Genomic DNA, 22,373 nt, shown 5'->3' on the forward strand with positions numbered 1-22,373 from the left:
AGCGTCAAGCGCGATTGGGCGACAACCACTTCCGCAAGGCGAAGAGAGCCACCATGAACGCGAATCCCAGCAGGGCTCCGACGAAGGCGGCGATGATCTTGCTGGTGCCTTGGGGCGATTCGGTCACGTAAATCGGCGCTTCCAGGCGGGTGTTATATGTTTTGGCCTCTTGGAGCTGGTCCTGCAGGATGGTTTGTTGTTCCAGGAAACGGGCGCGCTCCACTTCATTGGCTCGCAAGAGATAGGAAACCGAGATCGTATCGGGCAGCTGATTCGCCAGCTCCGCATTGGATTTAATGCTGCTGAGAATCTCCTGGTGTTCCTTCTGATTGGCCTCGATAGCGGTTTTCAAACTATCGAGCCGATCCTGTCTTTCCTTGATGGCGAGATCCAGCAAGACTTTGTGTTCCCGTTGCAACACGGTGAGAGCGCCGGTCAGGAATTGCTTGGCCTCTTCGGGGGTATAGCCATTGACCTGCATTTGGAAAAGGTCCGGGCCCTTTTGCACCTGCGTAATGAATGTTTTCTTGGCTAATTTTGCTTCGGTGTTGCCCGATACATCGAGGGACATGCCTGCTGCGCGCAGGGCATCCTGGATGAACGAGGGAAACTGGGTGCGGGCGAGCACGGCTGCGGGCTCGATTACGGCGCGTGCGCCGCCGATCTGGCCGATTTTCGCTAGCGCCATCGCGGGCCAGACTTTCGGCTGAGCCATCGCAATCGCAACGCCGATAACAAGGCCAGCCAATGCTCCGCCGATTATTGCAACCCAGTGGGAAATCAGAAGATTTTGCAGAAAACGGCTGTCTTCGGAGTCGTTATAAGAGGGGGACCTGTCATTCATATGGGCGTCTATCGTGTCGATGTGCTACAGCGGGCACTTGCGGATCAAGCGGGTGCGGATGATGGCACCCTGGGCGATCGCCAGTGTCAGCAATTATGAGTAGGAAATCAGGAGACTGAAGAGTTCGGGAAATCCCCGGACTTTGGTGGCTCGATGTTCATTCGAGTCTTTTTTTGACGTGGGAATTGTATGCCAATTGAGGTTAAGCAAGTGGCCGCTCCTTGATTTTGAAGCTGTGACTGGCAGGCCGCAGCACAGAGCAGAAGGGTTGCCATAGCATGTCGCACACCAACCTGGCCGCTAGCCGTTATAGGAAAGACGTTGTGTTGTACATTCGCGGTTCTGACTGAACCTTCTTTGCCTTGATGCCTACACGCATTCTCATCGTTCGCACATCGTCCCTCGGCGATCTGGTGCACATGTTGCCCGCTATATCTGATATCGCCCGGCACGTGCCGGACGCGCAGATTGACTGGGTCGTCGAGGAAGCGTTTGCCGAGATCCCGTCGTGGCATCCCGCCGTCAACGACATCATCAAGGTCGCGCACCGGCGCTGGCGCAAGTCGTGGTGGTCCGCCCAGGTGCGGGCCGAGCGCCGCGCGCTGCGTGAACGGCTGCGAGGCGTGCGCTACGACGTCGTCCTGGACATGCAGGCCCTGCTGAAATCGGCGTGGCTGGTGCGCCAGACGCAGGGCGTCAAGCATGGGCTGGACTGGCGGTCGGCGCGCGAGCCCCTGGCTTCGCTGTTCTACAACGTGCGTCATCGCGTCGAGTTCTGGCAGCCCGCAGTGATCCGCCAGCGCAAGCTGGCCGGTCTGACGTTCGGCTATCAACATGCCGGCCTGCCCGATTTTGGGCTGCAGGCTTTCGCGCGTCAGGCGACCCAGGCGCCCGAGCCGGTCGTGGAGGTGGGCAGCGGCGGTCTGGACGCCGCCGAGCTGCCCCGGCTTCACCACCTGGACACCGACCGCGGCTATGCGGTGATCATGCCGTCGGCCAGCCGAGACGACAAACTGTGGCCCGAGGAAGACTGGCGTGTGGTGTTCCGCCGTCTGCGCGAGGCCGGTTGCACGCTGAAGCTGCTGGCCGGCAACGAACAGGAAGCCGAGCGCGCCCAGCTGCTGGTGGCCGGCATGGAGGGCGCCGAGGTCATGCCCCGCATGGATCTGTCCGCCGTGGCCAAGCTGCTCGCCGGCGCCCGCCTGATGGTGGGACTGGATAGCGGTCTGACGCACCTATCCGCTGCGCTGGGGCGCCCGACGATCGGCATCTACCGGGCGTCGACGCCCGTGCGTACCCCCCTGGTCGGTTCCAACTACACCGCCAGCCTGGGTGACCGCGGCGCCTCGCCGTCGCGCGAGGCCGTCATGGCGTCGGTCGAGCAGGCGCTCGCCGCGCAGTGACATGAACCGCGGCGTCTACACGCTTGGGCTTCGGGCTCTCGCGCCGCTGATCTGGCTATGGATGGCCCGCCGCGCCAAGCGCGCCGGGGGCCGCTGGGAAATCTTCTCGCCCGAACGCTTCGGCCGTCCAGATACGGCCACTGTGTTGCCGGACAACCCGGTCTGGGTCCATGCCGTCAGCCTGGGCGAGACCCGCGCCGCGCTGCCGCTCTTGAACGCGCTGCTGGCGCGTGGCCTGCCGGTACTTCTCACGCATACGACGGCGACCGGCCGCGCGGAGGGCGAGCGTCTGTTCAAGGACGCCATCGCGCAGGGGCATCTGCGGCAGGTTTGGTTGCCCTACGATTTTCCCGGCGCGACCCGCCGGTTCCTGGCGGCGCATCGGCCGCGCTGCGGCCTTCTGATGGAACGCGAGATCTGGCCCAACCTGCTGGCCGCCGCGCGGCAGGCACGGGTGCCCATGGCGCTGGTCAGCGCGCGCTACTCGGCGTCGTCGCTGCGCCAGGCGCGCCGGATGGGCAGCGTGATGCGCGAGGCGCTGGCCGGGCTGGACATGGTGCTGGCGCAGACGGCGGAAGATGCCGGACGGCTCGCGGAGGCGGGTGCGCCGGCGGCTATGGTGACCGGCAATCTCAAGTTCGATCTGGTGCTGCCGACCGCCCAGGTAGAGGCGGGACGCGCGTGGCGCGCGCAGCTCGGGCGCCAGGTCGTTGCCGTCGCCAGCACGCGCGAGGGCGAGGACGCGCCGTTCATCGAGGCGATCAAACGTCAGGCCGCCGCGCCGGGCGCGCCGCTTTTCTTGTTGATCCCGCGTCATCCCCAGCGTTTTGACGAAGCCGCGCGTCTGCTGTCGGACGCGAAAGTGGGATTTGCGCGCCGTTCAGACGGCACGCTTGCGCCGACGGATGCCGCCGTGCTGCTTGGGGATTCGCTCGGCGAGATGGCTTTTTATTACGCGGCTTCGGATGTGGCGATCGTGGCGGGCAGCTTTGCGCCGCTGGGCGGTCAGAACCTGATCGAAGCCTGCGCGGCGGGTGTGCCCGTCATCGTCGGGCCGCACACGTTCAATTTCAAGCAGGCGGCGGAAGATGCCGTCAACGCCGGCGCCGCGCTGCGCGCCGAGGATCCGGCGCAGGCGGTGGACGCTGCGATCGCGCTATTGCAGGACAGGTCGCGCAGGCAGCAGGCGAGCAAGGCCGCGCGGGCGTGGTTCGACCAGCATGCGGGCGCCACGGGGCGGACGATGGATGCGTTGGGGCCCTGGCTGGATGGACCGGCGCCGGGCCGTTAAGGCGTTTTACGCGGCGCCAGCGTGACTGCGCCCGGATTCAATTCCTGGCTGAATCGCCGACCATCGCGGCCTTCGTCTTCGGGCCGGGCGCCTAGCCAGCCCTGTCCCAGCGCATAGACGCCCAGATTCGCCAGCAGGATCAGGATGAAGAGCACGCGCATGCCGGACCTTCGTCAGGGAGTGGTGTTCAAGGTGGCGCGCGCCACGGCGGCCAGGCCGTCCAGGACGGGATGGTCGAGGTAGACGGGAACCGGCGTGGCGCCGAAAGCGCCGCCCGCGTCGGCCAGCAAGCGCTCGATTTCCTGATGCACTTCGGGCCAGCCGCCGCCGGCCGCGTAGATCTGCGGGGTCTGGCCGTAGCGCTGGCGGCCCGCCAGCCATTGGCGCACGACGGCGCCGGCTTGCGCGGCGGCGATGCCCGAGGCGATGGCCTCGTGCGTGTCCGTGGGATAGGGCACGACCTGGCCGTTGGCGATGGGCAGGTTGGCCGTGCCATGGGCAAGCGACGTGCGCATCATGGCCGGACCCGGCAGGATCAGGCCGCCCGCAAAGACGTTGTCCGGTCCGACGGTGTCGATGGTGGTGGCGGTGCCGAAGCTGGCCAGCACGAAGGGCGGGTGCGTGCCGGGCAGGCGCGACAGCACGCCTAGCAACGAGGCCCAGCGGTCGGCGCCCAGTTGCGTGGGGGTGCGATAGCTGTTGACCAGCCCCAGCGTCGTCGCCTGCGACGGCGACCAGGTGACGGCGCAGCCGTGCTTTTGCAGGATGGCCGCGATGGCGTCGCCGCGCGCCGCGCCGGCCACGTTCACGCCCAGCGCGCGCCGCGGCGGCTGGGGCAGGGCGGCAAGCCAATCATCCAGCGCGTTCAGGTCCAGGCCATCGAAGGCGACGGCCGCGGGCTCGCGCGGCATGTCTGGATTGCTGGCGTCCAGCCAACCCACTTTGAGGCGGCTGTTGCCGGAGTCGATGAGAATAATCATGCTTGGCGTCGAATCGAAATTTCACCGACCGAGATCGGTGTGGCGCCCTCGGGCGTTTGCACCAGCAGGCGGCCTTGCTCGTCCACGCCACAGGCGGTGCCGCTTAGAAGAATAGCGCCCTTGTCCAGCACGTTCACCTTGCGGCCCGCCAGCGCGTCCACCTGGTCGAAACGCTGCCGGAATGCGCCGAAGCCGTCGCGTTCAAGTGTGCGGACCGCCTCGTGCCACGCCGCGGCGCTGGCGCAGATCAGGTCCGCGGCTGCGTTCGCGGCGCCGGCCTGCACCTGCGTCCAGTCGGCGATCTCGCGGCCCAGCGCGCGCGACAGCTCGGCCGCATCGGCAAGATTGACGCCCATGCCGATCACCACGGTGTAGCCGGTGTCGCGGCCGCCCGGATTGCGGGTGGTCTCGACCAGGATGCCCGCCAGCTTGGCGTCGTGCCATTGAATGTCGTTGGGCCACTTCATGCACAGGCCCCGCGACGCCGGTCCGGCGACGGTGCGCAGCGCTTCGCAGGCGGCGACGCCGGCAAGCGGCGACAGCGCCGCCAGCTGCATGGCGGGAAGATGCACGTCGAAGGCGCACGAGAACATCAGCGTGGAGCCCGAGCGGTTCTGCCACGGACGGCCCGCGCGACCCCGGCCGGCGTCCTGCTGATGCGTGCCCAAGAGCCAGGGCTTGCCCGCGCCGGCGCCGGATCGCGCGCGCGTGAGCAGGTCGGCATTGGTCGATCCGGTGCTGCCGGTCCAGGTGACGTCCTGGAAGGCGGGCAGGCGTTCCGCCAGCGTCCGGGCAAGCATTTCCGGGGCGGGCAGGTCGATGGGGCAATCGGGGGCGGGCATGGCCGCGATTGTAGGGCACGCGGGCCGCGCTCGCGGCTGCAGGGTCCCTGCGTTTATGATTGGCGATACATTTTTGCATCCGTACCCCGACGACATGCCGCATTCCGCATTGCTTGCGACCGCCGCCGCGCCTTTCCGCCATGAAGGCGGGGTTTGCCACGTCGGCGGCGACTGGAGCGTCCTGGCGCTGGCCGAGTCGGGCGAAGTCGAACGCAGGCGCGCGGCGCTCGCGCGGGCGGCCAAGGACGGCGCGCGCTGGGACATGCACGCGATCCACCGGCTGGATACGATCGGCGCGCTGATCATCTGGCAGGCCTGGGGTGAAAAGCTGCCCGAGCGCGTGCGCTGGGGCGCCGGACAGCAGGACGTCTTCAACGCGCTGGCGATGAACAAGGGCGAAGCGCCCGCGCCCGCCGCCAAACCGGAAACCTGGACGTGGGTGCGCGCCACGGGCGGCGCGATCCTGCAGGCCGCCGAAAACGGCAAGGCGCTGCTCATCATGCTGGGCCAGTTGGTGCTGGACGTGGGCACGCTGCTGCGCCGGCCCTGGCTGGGTCCGTGGCGCGAGATCTCCGCGCAGGTGTACCGGACCGGCGCGCAGGCGCTGGGCATCACGGCGCTGGTGGGCTTTCTGATCGGCGTGGTGCTGTCCTATCTGTCGGCGCAGCAACTGCAGATGTTCGGCGCCGATCGCTTCATCGTGCGACTGCTGGGTGTCTCCATCGTGCGTGAGCTGGGACCCGTGCTGGCGGCCATTCTGGTGGCCGGCCGCTCAGGGTCTGCAATCACTGCGCAGATCGGCGTGATGCGGGTCACCCAGGAACTTGACGCCATGCTGGTCATGGGCATTTCGCACGGCCAGCGGCTGATCCTGCCGCGCGTGGTGGCGCTGGCGATCACGATGCCGCTGCTGGTGCTGTGGACCAGCGCGATGGCGCTGCTGGGCGGCATGCTGGCGGCGCAGGCGCAGCTGGGCGTGTCCGCGCAATGGTTCCTGCAATCGCTGCCCGACGCGATCACGCTGACCAATTACTGGATCGGCATGTTGAAGGGCGTGACCTTCGGCATCCTGATCGCGCTCATCGCCTGCCATTTCGGCCTGCGCATCCAACCCAACACCGAGAGCCTCGGCCGCGGCACCACCACGTCCGTGGTCACGTCGATCACGGGCGTGATTCTGCTGGATGCGGTGTACGCGGTCATCTTCAGTTCGGTGGGCATCTGATGAACAACGCCACCCAGAATCGGCTGTTCACCGAAGAGGGCGTGACCGTCGAGCCGGTCATTACCGTGCGCGGTCTGCGCACCGCGTTTGGCGACCACGTTGTTCACGAGAATCTGGACCTGACGGTGTTTCCGGGCGAGATTCTGGTGCTGGTCGGCGGCTCCGGCACAGGAAAGACGGTGCTCCTGCGGCAGATCATCGGGCTGGACGTGCCGGCCGCGGGCACCGTGAAGGTGTTGGGACACACGCTGTCGGAACTGACGGCGGGCGAGCGCCGGCGCCTGTCATACCGCTGGGGCATGCTGTTCCAGGCGGGAGCGCTGTTCTCGGCGCTGTCGGTGTTCGACAATGTGGCGCTGCCGCTGCGTGAACTGCGCACGGTGCCGGAAGACCTGGTGCGCGACGTCGTCATGTGCCGGCTGGCCATGGTGGGCCTGTCGTCGCGCGATGCGGACAAGCGCCCGTCGGATCTGTCCGGCGGCATGGTCAAGCGCGTGGCGCTGGCGCGCGCGCTGTCGCTGGACCCGGAATTGCTGTTCCTTGACGAGCCCACGGCCGGGCTCGATCCGCTGCGGTCCGACGAGTTCGTGGACCTGGTGCGCAGCCTGCACCGGCAGCTTGGCTTTACCGTCGTCATGGTGACGCACGACCTGGACACGCTGCTGGCGCTGGCCACGCGCGTGGCCGTGCTGGCGGAGAAGCGGGTGATCATTTGCGACACGGTGCCTGAAGTCCTGAAGTTCGATCACCCGTTCATACATACATTCTTCCTGGGCGAGCGCGGTCTGCGCGCGCTGGGAGACCTGGCACCGAAGGGAATGCACCATGGAAAACCGTAGTCATGCGCTCATGGCCGGTATCTTCACGCTGGTCCTGCTGGCTGCCGCGACGCTGACGGCCATCTGGATCGGCCGCGACCGGACGCAACTGCAGCCATACGAAATCATTTCGGCCACGGCCGTCACGGGCCTGAACCCGCAGTCGGCCGTGCGCTACCAGGGCGTGCCTGTTGGCCGCGTGCAGTCGCTGGCGCTCAATCCAAACAAACCTGGGCAGGTCCGCATCCGCATCGGCGTGGCGCCCAACACGCCGATCACCGAATCGACATGGGCCGAACTGGGTGTGCAGGGCGTGACCGGCATGGCCAACGTGGACCTGCGCGACGATGGCTCGTCGCTCAAGCGCCTGACGTCCACCGCCGAGCATCCGGCAGCCATTCCGCTGCGTCCGGGCTTTCTGGACCGCATCGAGAAGCGCGGCGACCAGTTGATCTCCAACGTCGAAGTCGCGACCGAGCAGTTGAAGCGCGTGCTGAGCGAACAGAACGTGCAGGCGCTCACGGCCAGCCTGCAGAACGCCAACGATATCTCGCTGTCCCTGAAGGAAGCCAGCCGCGACCTCGCGCCCACGCTGGCCAAGCTGGGTCCGCTGATGGATTCGCTGAACAGCACGTCGCGCCAGGCCGACCGCGCCGCGCGCGAGATCGGCGACCTGGCCCAGCAGGCCCGCCAGTCGCTGGCGCGCCTGAATGCGCCCGACGGCCCGCTGGCCATCGCAACGCGCAGCCTGAACGACATCGCCCTGGCCGCCGCGCGGCTGGATGGCGAGACGCTGCCGGCCTTCACCACCATGGCGAACAACGTCAGCACGGCCGCGCGCGGCGCCGCCATCACCCTGCGCCGTGTGGACAGCACGCCGCAATCGTTCCTGTTCGGTCCCGCGCCCATCGCGCCGGGACCCGGCGAACCCGGCTTTGCCGGATTCCGGAGATAGACCTCATGAAGATGCGCAGCGCCATTCTGATCCTGACCCTGGCCCTGGCCGGTTGCGGCATCGGCCGCGTGGACGCGCCGCCCACGCTGTTCGACCTGGGGCTGGACGCGCGGCCCGTGCCCGCCTTGCCGGCCCGCGATCCGATCGCGCTGACGTTCCAGTCGGCGCCCGGCCTGACCGACACCGGCATGATCTGGCGCGTGGGCGACAGCGCCGCGCCGCGTTCCTATGCCACGTACCGCTGGGCCGCGTCGCCCGCTGACCTCGTCCGGCAACGCATCACCGATCGCCTGTCGCGCCAAGGCGCGGTCCTGAGCGACCGCGTCACGTTGCAGACGCCGCAGCTGCAGGTCTCGCTGGCGCAGTTCGAACAGGTCTTTTCCGAGGACGGCCAGTCGAGCCAGGGACGCGTCCTGCTGCAGGCGGTGCTGCTGGACGGGCGTAACGTCGTGGACCAGAAGCGCATCCTGGTGGCCGCGCCCGCGCCCACACAGGATGCCGAAGGCGGCGTCGCGGCGCTGCGCCAGGCCACCGACGACGCGAGCGACCAGCTCGCGCAGTGGCTTGCCGCCACCTTGAGGCCGCCCGCCGCCGCCGCGCGCGGAAAGTGAGTCTCGGCTCGCGCCCGCGCGCGCCGGTTGCGGTCAGCCGGCATTTCGCCGGGCGGGCCGGGCGGTTAACATCGTTTCTTTTTTCCGCACGTTGAGTCCCGCCATGTCCGCACGCACTGAAATCCACGCTTTTGCCGGCGCCGCCGGCCGTATCGATTGCGCCATCGACTGGCCTGCCGACGCGCCGCGCGGCTGGGCGCTGGTGCTGCATCCGCATCCACTGCAGGGCGGCGCGCGCGAGAACAAGGTGGTCACGACCCTGTCGCGCGCCTGCGTGCAGCATGGCCTGGTGGCGGTGCGCCCCAACTTCCGCGGCGTCGGCCAATCGGAAGGCACGTTCGACAAATCCGTCGGCGAAACGCAGGACATGCTGGCCGTGGTCGCGCAGATGCGGGAACTGCATCCCGAACTGGCAAAGGCGCCGTGGGTGCTGGCGGGCTTTTCGTTCGGCACGGCGGTGGCCGCGCAGACCTACGCCGCGCTGGCCGATGCGGGCGACGCCGTGCTGCCGTCGGCGCTGATGCTGATGGGCCCGGCCGTCAACCGCTTCCAGTCGCATGAAGTGCAGGTGCCCGACGACACGCTGATGGTGCACGGCGAAGAAGACGAGGTGGTGCCGCTGTCCGAAGCCATGGACTGGGCGCGGCCGCGCTCGATTCCGGTGGTGGTGGTGCCGGGCGCCTCGCATTTCTTCCACGGCAAGTTGCTCGTGCTGCGCCAACTGGTGCAGGCCCGTTTGAAGGTTGCGCTGGACTGAATCCAGCCCCGCGGCAGTTCGCAGGTTGCATCAGGTTGCATGTTTTAGGCGCGCAGGGAACCCTGCACGCCCGGGATGGGTCTGATCGACTGCCTATAATTGTCAGCCATTTGCCCCGCGCCGGCGGGCGTCATTCCTGGACCCACGTTGCCGATGAAGAAATTGCCTCACTCCGCTCAATCCCCCGTTGTCTTTACCCGTCGTCTCGTTTCAGGCGCGGTGTTGTCAGCGATGCTGGCGGCCTCCATGCCAGCTTGGGCGCAGCAGGCGCCAGCCGCACCCGCCGCCGCGCCGGCCGCGGCGGCTCAGGCTCCGTCGCCCACGGGCGCGGTGCCTGTCGGCGACGTCTCGGCCGTCCCGGCGCCCACCATCGCGGCCAAGGCCTGGATCGTCGTTGACGTGAACAGCGGCCAGACGCTGGCCGCTTCCAATCCCGACATGAAGGTCGAGCCGGCCTCGCTCACCAAGATCATGACGGCCTACGTCGTGTTCAACGCGCTGGAAGAAAAGCGCCTGACGCTGGAGCAGACCGTGCCGGTGTCCGAGCACGCCTGGCGCACGGGCGGCTCGCGCATGTTCATCGAGCCGCGCAAGCCGGTCACGGTGGACGAACTGAACCAGGGCATGATCGTGCAATCGGGCAACGACGCCTCGGTGGCGCTGGCCGAAGCCGTGGGCGGCAGCGAGTCCGCCTTTGCCGCGCTGATGAACCAGGAAGCCGATCGCCTGGGCATGAAGAACACGCACTTCATGAACGCCACGGGCCTGCCCGATCCGCAGCACATGACCTCCACCCGCGATCTGGCCACGCTGTCGGCGCACCTGATCACCGATCACCCGGACTTCTTCCACTACTACAAGCAGAAGAGCTACACCTACAACAAGATCACGCAGCCCAACCGCAACCGCCTGCTGTGGGCCGACCCGTCGGTGGACGGCATGAAGACCGGCCACACGGATTCGGCCGGCTACTGCCTGGTGTCGACGGCCGTGCGCGGCGATCGCCGCATCCTGGTGGTGGTGGTGGGCACCGACAGCGAAGCCACGCGCGCCGAAGAAAGCCTGAAGCTCCTGAACTGGAGCTTCCAGAACTTCGACACGGTCAAGCTGTTCGACAAGAGCCAGCCCGGCATCGACGCCCGCGTCTGGGAAGGCACCGCCGAAAACGTCAAGCTCGGTCCGCCCAACCCGGTGTCGATCGCCGTGCCGCGCGGCAAGGCTGGCGAATTGAAGCCGGTCGCGCAGCGCACCGATCCGCTCATCGCGCCGCTGGCCAAGGGCCAACAGGTGGGCACGCTGCAATTCACGCTGGACGGCAAGGTGCTGCGCACCGAACCGCTGGTGGTGCAGGACGCCGTCGAACGCGCCGGCTTCTTTGGCCGCATGGTCGACACCGTCAAGCGCTGGTTCCAGTAAATCGGCGCCCCGCGGCCGCAGCCGCGGGTGTAAGCTAGCAGCGGGCGTTTCGTGCGCGAAACGCCCGTTTTGCATTCTTCGGGGGCGAGCCGCGCGGCTCGTCCCTGTTCCATTTCAAATTCAGGAGTGCCTCATGATTCCGGGCGTGCCGGGCGAAAGCCAGGTGTATCTCAACGGTGAATTCCTGCGCGTGGACGAGGCCAAGGTCTCCGTCCTGGACCGCGGATTCATTTTCGGCGACGGCATCTACGAAGTCGTCCCCGTGTACCAAGGCAATGCGTTCCGCATGGCCGAACACCTCGACCGCCTCGATCGCAGCCTGGCTGCCTTGCGCATCGCGCCGCCGTTCGACCGCAGCGGGTGGATCGACCTGATCCAGCAGCTGCTCGACCGCTCCAACCTGGACACCTGCATCGTCTACCTGCAGGTGACGCGCGGCGTTGCCAAGCGCGACCATCCGTTCCCCATGCCGGCCGTCACGCCCACGGTGTTCGGCATGATCGCGGCCTGGTCGCCGCCGCCAGCCGCCCAGCGCGAACAGGGTCTGTCCGCCATCAGCATCCCCGACGAGCGCTGGCTGCACTGCGAGATCAAGTCCGTGTCCCTGCTGGGCAACGTGCTGGCCAAGCAGCAGGCCGTGGACGCCCACGTCGACGAAGTCCTGCAGTTCCGCGACGGCTATCTGACCGAAGGCGCGTCCACCAACATCTGGGTCGTCTCCGGCGGCAAGCTGCTGGCGCCGCCCAAGAACAACCTGATCCTTGAAGGCATCCGCTACGGCCTGATGGGCGAACTGGCCGCCGAGGCCGGCATCCCGTTCGAGTCGCGCCGCATCTCGCAAGAAGAGGTGGAGCAGGCCGACGAGCTGATGCTGTCGTCCGCCACCAAGGAAGTGCTGGCCATCGTGTCGCTGGACGGCAAACCCGTGGGCTCGGGCAAGCCCGGCCCTGTTTTTGAGCAATTGCGTGCGGGTTATGATGCCCGCATCGCGGCGCTGTAGTCCTGGCGCGGGGCGGCATACTCGCCTTCAACCGGCGGCGGCCGCCCGCCCCAGCGCCCGCCGGCACTTGCCGGCGCGCCGCTTGCCCCCATATAAGAACATTCAGGGGCAACTCTTTTTAGGCACATCATGAACATTCCGCCCGAAGATTCTTTGATCGAGTATCCCAGCGACTTTCCCATCAAGGTCATGGGCAAGCAGCATCCCGAGTTTGCGCAGACGCTGACCGAGGTCGTGTTGCAGTTCGATCCCGCGTTCGACGCCGCGACGGTGGAAATGCGCCCCAGCAAGGGCGGCAACTACCTCGGCCTGACCTTCACGGTGCGCGCCACCTCGCGCGAGCAACTGGATGCGCTGTACCGGGCGCTGCATGGCCACCCCATGGTGTCCATCGTCCTGTAAGGCAAGACCGCTGTGATCAAGTGGCTCGCGCGGCCGGCGGACTATCTGCCGGTCTGGCAGGACATGCAGGCGTACACCAGCCAGCGCGACGCCAGCACGCCGGATGAAATCTGGCTGTGCGAACACCCGCCGGTCTACACGCTGGGCCAGGCGGGCCTGCCGGAACATGTGCTCAACCCCGGCGACATTCCCATCGTCCATTGCGACCGCGGCGGCCAGGTGACCTATCACGGTCCCGGTCAGGTCATGGCGTACGCGCTGTTTGATCTGCGCCGCGCCGACATGTACGTGAAGGAATACGTGGCGCTGCTGGAATCGGCCGTCATCGACACGCTTGAGCAGCTGGGCGTGGGCGGGGCCTGTCGCAAGCCCGGCGCGCCGGGCGTCTATGTGCCGCACCCCGAAGGCGGCGAGCTGGCCAAGATCGCCGCGCTGGGGATCAAGATCCGCAACGGCCGCGCGTACCACGGCGTATCGCTGAACGTCGAGATGGATCTGGCGCCGTTCCTGGGCATCAATCCGTGCGGCTACGAAGGTCTGCGCACCGTCGACATGGCGGCCTGTGGCGTGCACAGCACGCCCACCGAAACGGGCGACGCGCTGGCGCGGAATCTTGCGCACGCCTGGCATCGCCGAAGGAACACGAATTGAAGACCTACACCGCAGCCGAAGTCGCCGCCACCACGCCCGAACAGCTTGCCCGGCTACGCGAATCCGGACCGCCCGAGGAATACGCCGCGTGGATCCGCGCCGCCGCCGACTTGGGGCTGACCGAGGCGCAGACCATCTACGGACAGATGCTGCTGGACGGCGTGGGCGTCGAGCGCCAGCCCGCCGAGGGACTGGCGTGGTTCAAGCGCGCCGCGCACGCCGATCACCCCATGGCCATCAACATGGTGGGACGCTGCTATGAAAACGGCTGGGGCGTGCCGGCCGACGATACCGTCGCGGCGTACTGGTTTCGCCGGGCAGCTGACACGGGTCTGGATTGGGGGCTGTACAACTACGCCCATATGTTGCGCACGGGCCGGGGCGGCGTGACGCAGAACCAGGCTGCGGCGCTGGCCCTGTACCAGCAGGCCGCGCAGGCCGGCCACGTGAAGTCGATTGGCGTGGTGGGCCGATATCACGAGGCCGGCGACGTGGTCCCGCAAGACCTGGAGCGCGCGTTCGACTGCTACCGGCGCTGCGCCGAAGGCGGTGACTTCCGCGGCATGTTCCACCTGGGCCGGATGCTGCTGTTGCAGGGCAGGAAAGAGGAAGCCGTGCAATGGCTGGTCCGCGTCCCGGAAACCTCGACGCCCGCGTTCTTGAAGGAAGCCAACGGCATGCTGCAGGACTGCGGCTTTCCGGCGCTTTACGAAGCGTAGACCTGACTGAGGGCAAGACTGGCTGCCGTTTAAGCGCAGCCCGTCGCAGCCCTGCCGCGCCTCAGGTGCTCAGGCGCGCATCGAACACCACTTCCAACAGGTCGTGCTGGCCGGCGCCTCGTTCGCCGTCCAGCCGGTCCAGCAACAGTTGACCGGCACGCCGGCCCAGCTCGGCGGCGTCCACGCCTAGCGTGGTCAGGCCCTGGACCCACTGCACCGCGCTGCCGTCGTCCGAGAACCCCAGGACAGCCAGATCCTGCGGCACCTGCAGATCGCGGTTGTGCGCTTCGGACACGGCCGCGGCGGCCAAGAGATCGGACGTGCAGAACACCGCATCGAAGATCGTGTTGGTGGCCAACAGGCGCAGAAAGGCCATGCGGCCGTCGTTCATGTGCTGGACCTCAGGCTGCACGATGTCCGCGACCAGCTCCAGCCCCAGTGCGGCGGCGCTGCTGATGAAGCCCTCGCGGCGGGCGCGCTCCCACGGCGTGTCGGCGCTGATGCAGGCCACCCGCGGATGGCGCCTTTCGGCCAGGTGCCGGGCCGCCGTGCGGCCGGCCTCGGCGTTGTCGATCGCCACTGCGCTGTCCAGCGTCTGCGGCGATGCGATCCAGGTTTCGACGACAGGAATTTCCAGCGCGCTGAGCGCTGCGCGCAACGCGGGGGCTTCCAGCGGACCCATCACCAGGGCCGCCGCCGGTCGCAGCCCATCCAGCAGAGGAAGCACGGCGGGGTCATGCCAGGGGGCGGCCGCGAGGTAGTAGCCGGCGGGGGCAAGGCGTTCACTGCAGGCCTGCAGGACGCGGGCGGCCGGGCCGGCATCGAGACGGGGGGCAATCACGGCGATGGGAGCGGGCGAGGGCAGGGAAGGCATGGCAAATGGCGGGAAATACGTCAGGCCAGACGATAACCCAGGGCTGCGGGCGCCTGGGGGGCGGACGCCCTGCACGGCGCCTATTCGCCCGGGGGCGCCGGACGTTTCCGCGGCGGATCGGGCCGCGAAGGGTAAAATGCCTGTTTTCTCCCAGACCCGGCCGTTTTGCGCGCCGGTCACGAAGGTGTCCCATGTCCACGCTCGCCGAGTCTCCTGTGCCCTCGAACGAATCTGCCGCCGCACCCGCGGAGGCGGTCTACGACCCGACGCAAAAGCAGAAATCGCAAGCCAAGACGGCGCGCATTCCCATCAAGATCATTCCGGCCGAGCGCCTGAAGAAGCCTGAATGGATCCGCGTGAAGGCCGCCGCGCCGGGTTCGCGCTTCTACGACATCAAGCGCATCCTGCGCGAGCACAACCTGCACACGGTCTGTGAAGAGGCTTCGTGCCCGAACATCGGCGAGTGCTTCGGCAAGGGCACCGCCACCTTCATGATCATGGGCGACAAGTGCACGCGCCGCTGCCCGTTCTGTGACGTGGGCCACGGCCGGCCCGACCCGCTGGATACCAAAGAACCCGAAAACCTGGCGCGCACTATCGCCGCCATGAAGCTGTCGTACGTGGTCATCACCTCGGTCGACCGCGACGACCTGCGCGACGGCGGCGCCGGCCACTTCGTGGACTGCATCACGCATATCCGCGAACTGTCGCCCACCACCCGCATCGAGGTGCTCGTGCCCGACTTCCGCGGCCGCCTGGACCGCGCGCTGACCATCCTGAACGCCGGTCCCCCGGACGTCATGAACCACAACCTGGAAACCGTGCCGCGTCTGTACAAGCAGGCGCGTCCGGGCTCGGACTACATGCACTCGCTGAAGCTGCTGGCCGAGTTCAAGAAGCTGCATCCGGAAGTGCCCACCAAGTCCGGCCTGATGCTGGGCCTGGGCGAGACCGACGAGGAAATCCTGCAGGTGATGCGCGACATGCGCGATCACGACGTGGACATGCTGACGATCGGCCAGTACCTGCAGCCGTCGGAACACCACCTGCCGGTGCTGCGTTATGTGCATCCGGACACGTTCGCGATGTTCGAGCGTGAAGCGTATGCAATGGGGTTCTCGCACGCGGCGGTGGGTGCGATGGTGCGGTCTTCGTACCATGCGGACGAACAGGCGCATGCGGCTGGCGTGAATTGATCAGTCCAGCTGAGCCTCCTTTAGCGAGGGGGCTCGGCGATCCTTTTCGGACAGGATCAGCGCACCGTGCGCCGGCCAGGCAATAGCCAGATCGGGGTCGTCCCAGCGGATGCCGCGCTCGAGCTCCGGCGCATAGTAATCCGTGGTGCGGTACAGCACCTCGGCGGTTTCCGACAGCGTCAGAAAGCCATGCGCGTAGCCTTCAGGTATCCATAGCTGCCGTTTGTTTTCCGCGCTCAGATGCACGCCGACCCATCGTCCGAAGGTAGGCGACGCGCGCCGGACATCCACCGCCACGTCGAAAATCTCTCCTACGCATACGCGGACGAGTTTTCCCTGCGGACGACCCAACTGGTAGTGCAAACCGCGAAGCACGCCCAGGGCGGATAGCGAATGGTTGTCCTGCACAAAGTGCCGTTGCAGTCCCGTCGCGGCCTCGAACACGCGTTCGTTGAAACTTTCAAAAAAGAAGCCCCGAGCATCGCTGAACACGTGAGGTTCCAACAGCAGCACGTCGGGCAGAGCCTGCGGGGTGACGATCATAGGAACGCCTCGTCCGGTGGAGCGCGACGCAGATGGTCGTCGTAGCCGCTCCCGGGCAATACGATGCCTTGGCAAATCATGCCTTTTCTCCGGCGCATGGGTCGCGTTGTGACAGTTCGTCCAGCAGGGTGTCGACATCCAGGGACCAATCGGGCATGTGTATTTTCAGCGCCGTGGCAAGCCGGGAGCTATCCATTCTTGAGTTGTGAGGTCGTAGTGCCGCCGCCGGATACTCATTGGAAGGCACGGCACGGATGCGTTCCGGCGAGAGCCGCAATGACATCCCGCGCGCGGCCGCGCCAGCGACCAGGTAACGCGCATAGGCGTGCCAGGTGGTGGAGCCGCTGGCGGCCAGGTGATAAAGGCCGCCGGGCAGCCCTTGCTCGCGTCGTGCTTGAACGGCTTTTGCCGTGATACTGGCGATGCGTGCGGCCGATGTCGGTGCGCCTACCTGATCCGCCACCACGTCCAGCGTGTCCCGCGTGCGGGCCAGGCGCAGCACCGTGTTGGGAAAATTGCGGCCGTGCGCGGCATATACCCAGCTGCACCGAAGAATCAGCGCGTCGCAACCACTGGCAAGAATGGCGGCTTCGCCACCGAGTTTGGTGAGGCCATAGACGTTCCGCGGATTGGGCGTATCCGACTCGGTGTAGGGCGAAGGTTTGGCTCCGTCAAACACATAGTCGGTCGAGTATTGAACAAGCAAGGCGCCCGTTTCATGTGCGTATCTGGCCAGGGTGTCGACGGCGTCGGTGTTGATCTGAGTGCAGAGGTCGCGCTGTGATTCGGCCGCGTCAACGCCGGTGTGTCCAGCCGCATTGACGATAACGTCTGGGCGAAGCATCACCAGGGCATGTCGCAGGCAGTCCTGATCTGCAAGATCCGCATCCGCACGTCCCAAGGGCAATAGCTCACCCAAGGCGGGCAGGGTGCGTTGTAGCTGTTGGCCGATTTGGCCGGTCTTGCCCAGCAGCAGGATTTTCAAGTCAGATCCCCGCCGCAATCAAGGCCGGCCAATAATGCCGCGCTCGCGTGGAGCCGGCATGGGAGGGTTTGTCCAGTCCAACGCGAAGTTGGGCTCCGCTAACAGGGGCGCCGCCCCTGACAATGATGCTCATATGCTTCGAACCTTTGGCCGATATCGTCCCGACGCGGTGCCGGGTCGCAGGCTATTTGCGGGCTTGGGCGCCTGTCCAGAACGTATCTTTCTGCCCCATCTGCTGATTTATACAACGCGCCAATACGAACAGCAGATCCGACAGCCGGTTCAAATACTGCCGCACCGGGGGGTTCACGTTTTCGCTCCGCGCCAACGCCACCACAGCCCGTTCTGCCCGGCGGCAGACGGTGCGCGCCACGTGCGCCTGGGCGGCGCCGCGCGTTCCGCCCGGCAGGATGAATTCGCGCAAGGGGGGCAGGGTGGCGTTGTAGTGGGCAAGCCTGGCGTCCAGTCGGGCGATCTGGTCTTCGGTAACGGCCGTGTGGCCGGGGATGCATAGCTCGGCGCCCATGTCGAAAAGGTCATTCTGGATCGCCGTCAGGTCCGCAGTGATGCCGGGCTGCAGCGGTTCAGTCAGCAGCACGCCCAGCACGCTGTTCAGTTCGTCCACGTCGCCCAGCGCGGCGATGCGAAGGGCGTCCTTGGGGATGCGGGATCCGTCCCCCAGTCCCGTGGTGCCATCGTCCCCGGTGCGGGTGGCAATGATGGATAAGCGATTGGCCATGGTGTCGTGATTCGGTGGGTGAAAAGCGTGTGGTGATAGAGGTAAGCGGCTTGCATCCGACGGTAAGTGCGCGCACGGCAAACTGAGGCTGTCAGCAAACAACCGTCAGGATTGTTGCGCACTGGCAGCGGAACTGTTGCATTCGCGCAGTATCCTAGCACTGTAAAAAGCGGCAAAGTCGCCTCGGCGTGTTGCCCGCTCGGAACGCATAGGGAGGTTACATATGGGTTTTAACCGCAAGTACGCAACGCCCATGGCCATTGCCACCGCAATGGCCGTCGTCTCGCTGGCCACGCCGCTGGCGTTCGCGCAGCAGGCCGATGCCACGGGCGAGGTGCGGCGCGTGGACGCCGCTGCGGGCAAGGTCACGATCAAGCACGATGCCATCAAGGCGCTGGACCTGCCGGCGATGTCGCTGGTCTATCAGGCCGATCCGGCGTTGCTGGCCAATATCAAGGCGGGAGACAAGGTGCGCTTCACCGCCACGCGCAAGGATGGCAAGTATGTGGTGACGGCAATCTCGAACTGACGCCGGGGTCTCATGAAAAACCCCGCTGCAATCGCTTGCGGCGGGGTTTTTTGCGTCGGCCTGCGGGCGCGTCGCGCCCGGGGCGGGGGTCAGAGCACGTAGCGGGCCAGGTCCTGGCTGCTGGCGGCTTCGGCCAATTGCGAATTGACGTAGGCGGCGTCGATCTTGACGTGCTTGTCCTGGCTGGACGTGGCGTCAAAGGAAAGCTCGTCGAGCAGCTTTTCCATCACCGTGTACAGGCGGCGGGCGCCGATGTTCTCGGTGGTTTCGTTGACGTCGAAGGCCAGCTCGGCCAGGCGGCGCACGCCTTCGTCGGTGAATTCGAGCTCGACGTCCTCGGTCGCCATCAACGCCGTGTACTGCTTGGTCAGCGACGCATCCGTGTCTGACAGGATGCGCACGAAATCCTCGGCGGTGAGGGATTCGAGTTCCACGCGGATCGGGAAGCGGCCCTGCAACTCGGGAATCAGATCCGACGGACGCGCCAGGTGGAAGGCGCCCGACGCGATGAACAGGATGTGGTCGGTGCGGACCATGCCGTAGCGCGTGTTGACGGTGGTGCCTTCAACGAGCGGCAGCAGGTCGCGCTGCACGCCCTGGCGCGAGACATCGGCGCCGCCGGCTTCCTGGCGGGCGGCGATCTTGTCGATTTCGTCCAGGAAGACGATGCCGTTCTGCTCGACGTTGGTGATCGCGACGCTGCGCAGGTCTTCTTCGTTGACGCGCTTGGCGGCTTCTTCGTCGACGATGAGCTTGAAGGCTTCGCGCACCTTCATCTTCTTGGGCTTTTTCTTGTCGCGCGCCATGCCCGCGAACATGCCGCGCAGCTGCTCGGCCATTTCTTCCATGCCGGGGGGCGTCATGACGTCCATTTGCGGCACGGTCTGGGCGACTTCGATCTCGATTTCGAGGTCGTCGATCTTGCCTTCGCGCAGGCGCTTGCGGAACGTCTGGCGGGCGCTGTTGTCTTCGCCGCGCTGCGGTTCGCCCGAGGCGCCGCGGGGCGGCGGCACCAGGGCGTCCAGGATGCGGTCTTCGGCGGCGTCCTCGGCCTGGGTGCGCACGCGGCGCATTTCCAGTTCGCGGGTCTGCTTGATGGAGTATTCCGTGAGGTCGCGAATGATGGTGTCCACGTCGCGGCCCACGTAGCCGACCTCGGTGAACTTGGTGGCTTCGATCTTGATGAACGGCGCGTTGGCCAGCTTGGCCAGGCGGCGTGCGATCTCGGTCTTGCCGACGCCGGTCGGGCCGATCATCAGGATGTTCTTGGGATGGATTTCGTGGCGCAGGGGCTCGGCGACCTGCTGACGGCGCCAGCGGTTGCGCAGCGCCACCGCGACCGCGCGCTTGGCGCGGTTCTGGCCGACGATGTATTTGTCGAGTTCGGAGACGATCTCTCCGGGCGTCATGTTGGATGCGGACATGAGGGCGGATCCTTGAAGCTAGGGCGGGCTGGGTGGGCGCCGCGGCGCAGGCTGCGCCGCGCGGCAGGCGTCAGTCGCCCAGCGTTTCGATGACGTGGTTCTGGTTGGTGTAGATGCACAGGTCGCCGGCGATCTCGAGCGATTGCTTGATGATCGTCTCGGGCGGCAGGTCGGTGTTGCGCAGCAGGGCCAGCGCGGCCGATTGGGCGTAAGCGCCGCCGGACCCGATGGCGGCCAGGCCGTGTTCGGGTTCCAGCACGTCGCCGTTGCCGGTGAGCACGAGGGTGTGCTCGGCGTCGGCCACGATCAGCATGGCTTCCAGACGGCGCAAGACGCGGTCGGTGCGCCAGTCGCGAGTCAGTTCGACCGCGGCGCGCATCAGGTTGCCCTGGTGCTTTTCAAGTTTGGCCTCGAAGCGTTCCTGCAGGGTGAACGCATCGGCGGTGGCGCCGGCAAAGCCAGCGAGAATCTTGTCGTGGTACAGGCGGCGGATCTTGCGGGCAGTGCCCTTGATGACGATGTTGCCCAGGGTGACCTGGCCATCGCCGCCCAGCGCGACGCGGTTGCCGCGGCGCACACACACGATGGTGGTGGCGTGAAATTGTTCCATGCGTTCCTTCCGTTGAAAGTTTTAGCTGGGGGCGGTCGCGGGGATATCAAGGTCTGGAGAGCGGTGTCTGACACCCTTCGACTTTACCGCCTACATGCGATAAAAAAGGCCATGCGGTAAACCGGCATGGCCTTTCAGGGACGGAGCGGATGCGGATGGATCAGTCGCCGTACAGCTTTTGACGCATTTCACGGCGTTCCTGCGCTTCGAGCGACAGGGTGGCCGTAGGGCGGGCGAGCAGACGCGGGATGCCGATCGGCTCGCCCGTTTCTTCACACCAGCCGTATTCGCCGCTGTCGATGCGGGCGATGGACTGCTGCACCTTCTTGAGCAGCTTGCGCTCGCGGTCGCGGGTGCGCAGTTCCAGGGCGTGCTCTTCCTCGATGGTGGCGCGGTCGGCGGGATCCGGCACGAATTGCGTTTCACGCAGGTGCTCGGTGGTCTCGCCGGCGTTGGCCAGAATGTCCTGCTCGAGTTGTTTGAGCCGTTCCTTGAAGAACGCCAATTGGCGGTCGTTCATATAGTCCGACTCGGGCATGGCCAGCAATTCCTTCTCGCTGGGCAGATCAATCGCCGTATCGCTCGTCGACTTACTTGATTTTTTGGTTGCTGCCTTGGTAGCCATGTAAACACTCCACTATGAATCGATCCTGGCGCGGGCGTCCGTCCCGGTCCGTGTTACTTGTTGCCTACGCTATCCGTACCTCACAGTACTGCCTTCGTCGCATCGCGTCACGCAGGAATGGGGATTACCCCGCCAGGCACTGCTCCAAGCCCCGGGTAAAAATCTCCTGGGGCAGCTTACGTCCGATGAACACCATCTTGGTGGACGGTTTTTCGGCCGCGGTCCACGGCTTGCCGGGTTCGGCGCCCATCATCATGTGCACACCCTGGAACAACATGCGGCGGTTGATGCCCTTCATGTACAGGATGCCCTTGTAGCGCATCAGGTCGGGACCATAGACCTGCACGACGCCGCCCAGGAATTCCTCAAGGCGCGCGGGATCGAACGGCTTGTTGGAACGGAACACGAACGCGCCGATTTCGTCGTTGTGCTTGGGGTGGTGATGATGGGCATGATTGCAGTGCGCGCCGCATTCGCCGTCGTGGTCATGATCGTGATCGTGGTCATGGCCGTGGCCGTGATCATGGTCGTGATCGTGCCCGTGGGCATGGTTGTGCGCGGCGTCCGGATGCTCATCGGCCAGGAACTCCGGGTCGATGTCCAGAATGGAATTCAGGTTGAAGCCGCTGATGTCGATGATGGACTTGAGGTCGACGTCGCCGAAGTTGACGGCGGTGATCGGCGCGCGCGGGTTCATGTGAACCAGGCGGTGGCGCAGCGCTTCGTAGTCGACTTCGTTGACCAGGTCTTTCTTCGAGATCAGGATGCGATCGGCGAAACCGACCTGCTTCTGGGCTTCGGGTTGTTCGTCGAGCGTGGACATGCCGTGCTTGGCATCGACCACGGTGACCACCGCGTCCAGGCGGTAGTACTCGGCGATGTCGTCATCCATGAAGAACGTCTGGCACACGGGGCCGGGGTTGGCCATGCCGGT

General features: G+C 66.1%; 26 protein-coding genes. 14 read left to right on the forward strand and 12 right to left on the reverse strand.

Annotated elements, in window-relative coordinates:
- Positions 1–4: 4 nt before the first annotated feature.
- On the reverse strand, positions 5–844 hold the full coding sequence (locus RT697_RS10745; RefSeq protein WP_313698771.1) for a hypothetical protein: 840 nt from the start codon (positions 842–844) through the stop codon (positions 5–7).
- 365 nt (positions 845–1,209) lie between these two features.
- Here RT697_RS10745 and waaC point away from each other — a divergent pair, with 365 nt between their 5' ends.
- Positions 1,210–2,247, forward strand: coding sequence for a lipopolysaccharide heptosyltransferase I (gene waaC, locus RT697_RS10750; protein WP_313698773.1), 1,038 nt, complete (start codon positions 1,210–1,212; stop codon positions 2,245–2,247).
- A gap of 1 nt (position 2,248) precedes the next feature.
- Positions 2,249–3,538 carry a 3-deoxy-D-manno-octulosonic acid transferase gene (locus RT697_RS10755; RefSeq protein WP_313698774.1) on the forward strand — a complete coding sequence of 430 codons (1,290 nt, stop codon included), beginning with the start codon at positions 2,249–2,251 and terminating at the stop codon, positions 3,536–3,538.
- Here the strand turns inward: RT697_RS10755 and RT697_RS10760 are convergent.
- Genes RT697_RS10760 through RT697_RS10770 form a run of 3 tightly spaced genes read right to left on the reverse strand, consistent with a single transcriptional unit; the run spans position 3,535 to position 5,360 of the window.
- A complete protein-coding gene (locus RT697_RS10760) occupies positions 3,535–3,699 on the reverse strand; it encodes a hypothetical protein (protein ID WP_175124874.1) in 165 nt (54 codons plus the stop codon). The genes RT697_RS10755 and RT697_RS10760 overlap by 4 nt on opposite strands.
- A gap of 12 nt (positions 3,700–3,711) precedes the next feature.
- Positions 3,712–4,518 (reverse strand): type III pantothenate kinase, encoded by an 807-nt coding sequence (locus RT697_RS10765; protein WP_313698776.1) that lies wholly within the window; start codon positions 4,516–4,518, stop codon positions 3,712–3,714.
- On the reverse strand, positions 4,515–5,360 hold the full coding sequence (locus RT697_RS10770; protein ID WP_313698778.1) for a biotin--[acetyl-CoA-carboxylase] ligase: 846 nt from the start codon (positions 5,358–5,360) through the stop codon (positions 4,515–4,517). Before RT697_RS10770 ends, RT697_RS10765 begins: the two co-directional genes overlap by 4 nt.
- A 94-nt stretch (positions 5,361–5,454) precedes the next feature.
- Here RT697_RS10770 and RT697_RS10775 point away from each other — a divergent pair, with 94 nt between their 5' ends.
- The 10 genes from RT697_RS10775 (at position 5,455) to RT697_RS10820 (ending at position 13,914) form a co-directional block, all read left to right on the forward strand.
- On the forward strand, positions 5,455–6,585 hold the full coding sequence (locus RT697_RS10775) for an ABC transporter permease (RefSeq protein ID WP_313698807.1): 1,131 nt from the start codon (positions 5,455–5,457) through the stop codon (positions 6,583–6,585).
- On the forward strand, positions 6,585–7,424 hold the full coding sequence (locus RT697_RS10780; protein ID WP_312430826.1) for an ATP-binding cassette domain-containing protein: 840 nt from the start codon (positions 6,585–6,587) through the stop codon (positions 7,422–7,424). The genes RT697_RS10775 and RT697_RS10780 overlap by 1 nt, the downstream gene beginning before the upstream one ends.
- Positions 7,411–8,358 (forward strand): MlaD family protein, encoded by a 948-nt coding sequence (locus tag RT697_RS10785; RefSeq protein WP_313698781.1) that lies wholly within the window; start codon positions 7,411–7,413, stop codon positions 8,356–8,358. Before RT697_RS10780 ends, RT697_RS10785 begins: the two co-directional genes overlap by 14 nt.
- A gap of 5 nt (positions 8,359–8,363) precedes the next feature.
- Entirely contained in the window at positions 8,364–8,969 is a 606-nt protein-coding gene (locus tag RT697_RS10790) for an ABC-type transport auxiliary lipoprotein family protein (RefSeq protein WP_313698783.1), read from the forward strand.
- A 103-nt stretch (positions 8,970–9,072) separates the two neighbouring features.
- The gene (locus tag RT697_RS10795) at positions 9,073–9,726 is read left to right on the forward strand and encodes an alpha/beta family hydrolase (RefSeq protein WP_313698784.1); all 654 of its coding nucleotides are present in this window, start codon (positions 9,073–9,075) and stop codon (positions 9,724–9,726) included.
- 153 nt (positions 9,727–9,879) lie between these two features.
- A complete protein-coding gene (locus RT697_RS10800; RefSeq protein WP_105241189.1) occupies positions 9,880–11,142 on the forward strand; it encodes a D-alanyl-D-alanine carboxypeptidase family protein in 1,263 nt (420 codons plus the stop codon).
- Positions 11,143–11,275: 133 nt separating this feature from the next.
- Positions 11,276–12,142: a D-amino acid aminotransferase gene (locus RT697_RS10805; RefSeq protein ID WP_313698785.1), complete on the forward strand. Its 867-nt coding sequence runs from the start codon at positions 11,276–11,278 to the stop codon at positions 12,140–12,142.
- A 126-nt stretch (positions 12,143–12,268) separates the two neighbouring features.
- Positions 12,269–12,544 carry a YbeD family protein gene (locus RT697_RS10810; RefSeq protein WP_312431014.1) on the forward strand — a complete coding sequence of 92 codons (276 nt, stop codon included), beginning with the start codon at positions 12,269–12,271 and terminating at the stop codon, positions 12,542–12,544.
- Positions 12,545–12,556: 12 nt separating this feature from the next.
- Complete coding sequence (lipB, locus tag RT697_RS10815) at positions 12,557–13,195, forward strand: lipoyl(octanoyl) transferase LipB (protein WP_313698787.1); 639 nt, start codon at positions 12,557–12,559, stop codon at positions 13,193–13,195.
- Positions 13,192–13,914 carry a tetratricopeptide repeat protein gene (locus tag RT697_RS10820; RefSeq protein WP_313698789.1) on the forward strand — a complete coding sequence of 241 codons (723 nt, stop codon included), beginning with the start codon at positions 13,192–13,194 and terminating at the stop codon, positions 13,912–13,914. Before lipB ends, RT697_RS10820 begins: the two co-directional genes overlap by 4 nt.
- Before the next feature lie 61 nt (positions 13,915–13,975).
- On the opposite strand, the gene RT697_RS10825 is transcribed toward RT697_RS10820, so the two are convergent.
- Positions 13,976–14,788, reverse strand: a complete 813-nt coding sequence (locus tag RT697_RS10825) for a substrate-binding domain-containing protein (RefSeq protein WP_313698790.1) — start codon at positions 14,786–14,788, stop codon at positions 13,976–13,978.
- Positions 14,789–14,979: 191 nt separating this feature from the next.
- Here RT697_RS10825 and lipA point away from each other — a divergent pair, with 191 nt between their 5' ends.
- Positions 14,980–15,984 carry a lipoyl synthase gene (lipA, locus tag RT697_RS10830; protein WP_313698792.1) on the forward strand — a complete coding sequence of 335 codons (1,005 nt, stop codon included), beginning with the start codon at positions 14,980–14,982 and terminating at the stop codon, positions 15,982–15,984.
- On the opposite strand, the gene rfbC is transcribed toward lipA, so the two are convergent.
- The 3 genes from rfbC to RT697_RS10845 form a co-directional block, all read right to left on the reverse strand.
- On the reverse strand, positions 15,985–16,527 hold the full coding sequence (gene rfbC, locus RT697_RS10835; RefSeq protein ID WP_313698794.1) for a dTDP-4-dehydrorhamnose 3,5-epimerase: 543 nt from the start codon (positions 16,525–16,527) through the stop codon (positions 15,985–15,987).
- Positions 16,528–16,603: 76 nt separating this feature from the next.
- Positions 16,604–17,512, reverse strand: a complete 909-nt coding sequence (gene rfbD, locus RT697_RS10840; protein WP_313698796.1) for a dTDP-4-dehydrorhamnose reductase — start codon at positions 17,510–17,512, stop codon at positions 16,604–16,606.
- A 184-nt stretch (positions 17,513–17,696) separates the two neighbouring features.
- On the reverse strand, positions 17,697–18,251 hold the full coding sequence (locus tag RT697_RS10845; RefSeq protein ID WP_313698798.1) for a cob(I)yrinic acid a,c-diamide adenosyltransferase: 555 nt from the start codon (positions 18,249–18,251) through the stop codon (positions 17,697–17,699).
- Positions 18,252–18,474: 223 nt separating this feature from the next.
- On the opposite strand from RT697_RS10845, the gene RT697_RS10850 reads away from it, so the two are divergent.
- A complete protein-coding gene (locus RT697_RS10850) occupies positions 18,475–18,780 on the forward strand; it encodes a copper-binding protein (RefSeq protein WP_313698800.1) in 306 nt (101 codons plus the stop codon).
- An 89-nt stretch (positions 18,781–18,869) separates the two neighbouring features.
- Here the strand turns inward: RT697_RS10850 and hslU are convergent, their stop codons facing one another.
- From hslU to RT697_RS10870, 4 genes are all read right to left on the reverse strand, one after another.
- Positions 18,870–20,204, reverse strand: a complete 1,335-nt coding sequence (gene hslU / locus RT697_RS10855; RefSeq protein ID WP_313698802.1) for an ATP-dependent protease ATPase subunit HslU — start codon at positions 20,202–20,204, stop codon at positions 18,870–18,872.
- Positions 20,205–20,274: 70 nt separating this feature from the next.
- Positions 20,275–20,814 carry an ATP-dependent protease subunit HslV gene (hslV, locus tag RT697_RS10860; RefSeq protein WP_056327243.1) on the reverse strand — a complete coding sequence of 180 codons (540 nt, stop codon included), beginning with the start codon at positions 20,812–20,814 and terminating at the stop codon, positions 20,275–20,277.
- A 160-nt stretch (positions 20,815–20,974) separates the two neighbouring features.
- Positions 20,975–21,439, reverse strand: a complete 465-nt coding sequence (gene dksA / locus RT697_RS10865) for an RNA polymerase-binding protein DksA (protein WP_056327244.1) — start codon at positions 21,437–21,439, stop codon at positions 20,975–20,977.
- 124 nt (positions 21,440–21,563) lie between these two features.
- A partial coding sequence (locus RT697_RS10870) for a GTP-binding protein (protein WP_313698804.1) occupies positions 21,564–22,373 on the reverse strand: 810 nt, incomplete at its 5' end.

This window comes from Achromobacter sp. (genome assembly GCF_032113835.1).
Taxonomy (GTDB): domain Bacteria; phylum Pseudomonadota; class Gammaproteobacteria; order Burkholderiales; family Burkholderiaceae_B; genus Achromobacter.

Bases quoted from the DNA above. Each gene is read 5' to 3' on its own strand.
- RT697_RS10745 (WP_313698771.1), bottom strand. From the start codon at position 844: ATGAATGACAGGTCCCCCTCTTATAACGACTCCGAAGACAGCCGTTTT.
- waaC (WP_313698773.1), top strand. From the start codon at position 1,210: ATGCCTACACGCATTCTCATCGTTCGCACATCGTCCCTCGGCGATCTG.
- RT697_RS10755 (WP_313698774.1), top strand. From the start codon at position 2,249: ATGAACCGCGGCGTCTACACGCTTGGGCTTCGGGCTCTCGCGCCGCTG.
- RT697_RS10760 (WP_175124874.1), bottom strand. From the start codon at position 3,699: ATGCGCGTGCTCTTCATCCTGATCCTGCTGGCGAATCTGGGCGTCTAT.
- RT697_RS10765 (WP_313698776.1), bottom strand. From the start codon at position 4,518: ATGATTATTCTCATCGACTCCGGCAACAGCCGCCTCAAAGTGGGTTGG.
- RT697_RS10770 (WP_313698778.1), bottom strand. From the start codon at position 5,360: ATGCCCGCCCCCGATTGCCCCATCGACCTGCCCGCCCCGGAAATGCTT.
- RT697_RS10775 (WP_313698807.1), top strand. From the start codon at position 5,455: ATGCCGCATTCCGCATTGCTTGCGACCGCCGCCGCGCCTTTCCGCCAT.
- RT697_RS10780 (WP_312430826.1), top strand. From the start codon at position 6,585: ATGAACAACGCCACCCAGAATCGGCTGTTCACCGAAGAGGGCGTGACC.
- RT697_RS10785 (WP_313698781.1), top strand. From the start codon at position 7,411: ATGGAAAACCGTAGTCATGCGCTCATGGCCGGTATCTTCACGCTGGTC.
- RT697_RS10790 (WP_313698783.1), top strand. From the start codon at position 8,364: ATGAAGATGCGCAGCGCCATTCTGATCCTGACCCTGGCCCTGGCCGGT.
- RT697_RS10795 (WP_313698784.1), top strand. From the start codon at position 9,073: ATGTCCGCACGCACTGAAATCCACGCTTTTGCCGGCGCCGCCGGCCGT.
- RT697_RS10800 (WP_105241189.1), top strand. From the start codon at position 9,880: ATGAAGAAATTGCCTCACTCCGCTCAATCCCCCGTTGTCTTTACCCGT.
- RT697_RS10805 (WP_313698785.1), top strand. From the start codon at position 11,276: ATGATTCCGGGCGTGCCGGGCGAAAGCCAGGTGTATCTCAACGGTGAA.
- RT697_RS10825 (WP_313698790.1), bottom strand. From the start codon at position 14,788: ATGCCTTCCCTGCCCTCGCCCGCTCCCATCGCCGTGATTGCCCCCCGT.
- lipA (WP_313698792.1), top strand. From the start codon at position 14,980: ATGTCCACGCTCGCCGAGTCTCCTGTGCCCTCGAACGAATCTGCCGCC.
- rfbC (WP_313698794.1), bottom strand. From the start codon at position 16,527: ATGATCGTCACCCCGCAGGCTCTGCCCGACGTGCTGCTGTTGGAACCT.
- RT697_RS10845 (WP_313698798.1), bottom strand. From the start codon at position 18,251: ATGGCCAATCGCTTATCCATCATTGCCACCCGCACCGGGGACGATGGC.
- RT697_RS10850 (WP_313698800.1), top strand. From the start codon at position 18,475: ATGGGTTTTAACCGCAAGTACGCAACGCCCATGGCCATTGCCACCGCA.
- hslU (WP_313698802.1), bottom strand. From the start codon at position 20,204: ATGTCCGCATCCAACATGACGCCCGGAGAGATCGTCTCCGAACTCGAC.
- hslV (WP_056327243.1), bottom strand. From the start codon at position 20,814: ATGGAACAATTTCACGCCACCACCATCGTGTGTGTGCGCCGCGGCAAC.
- dksA (WP_056327244.1), bottom strand. From the start codon at position 21,439: ATGGCTACCAAGGCAGCAACCAAAAAATCAAGTAAGTCGACGAGCGAT.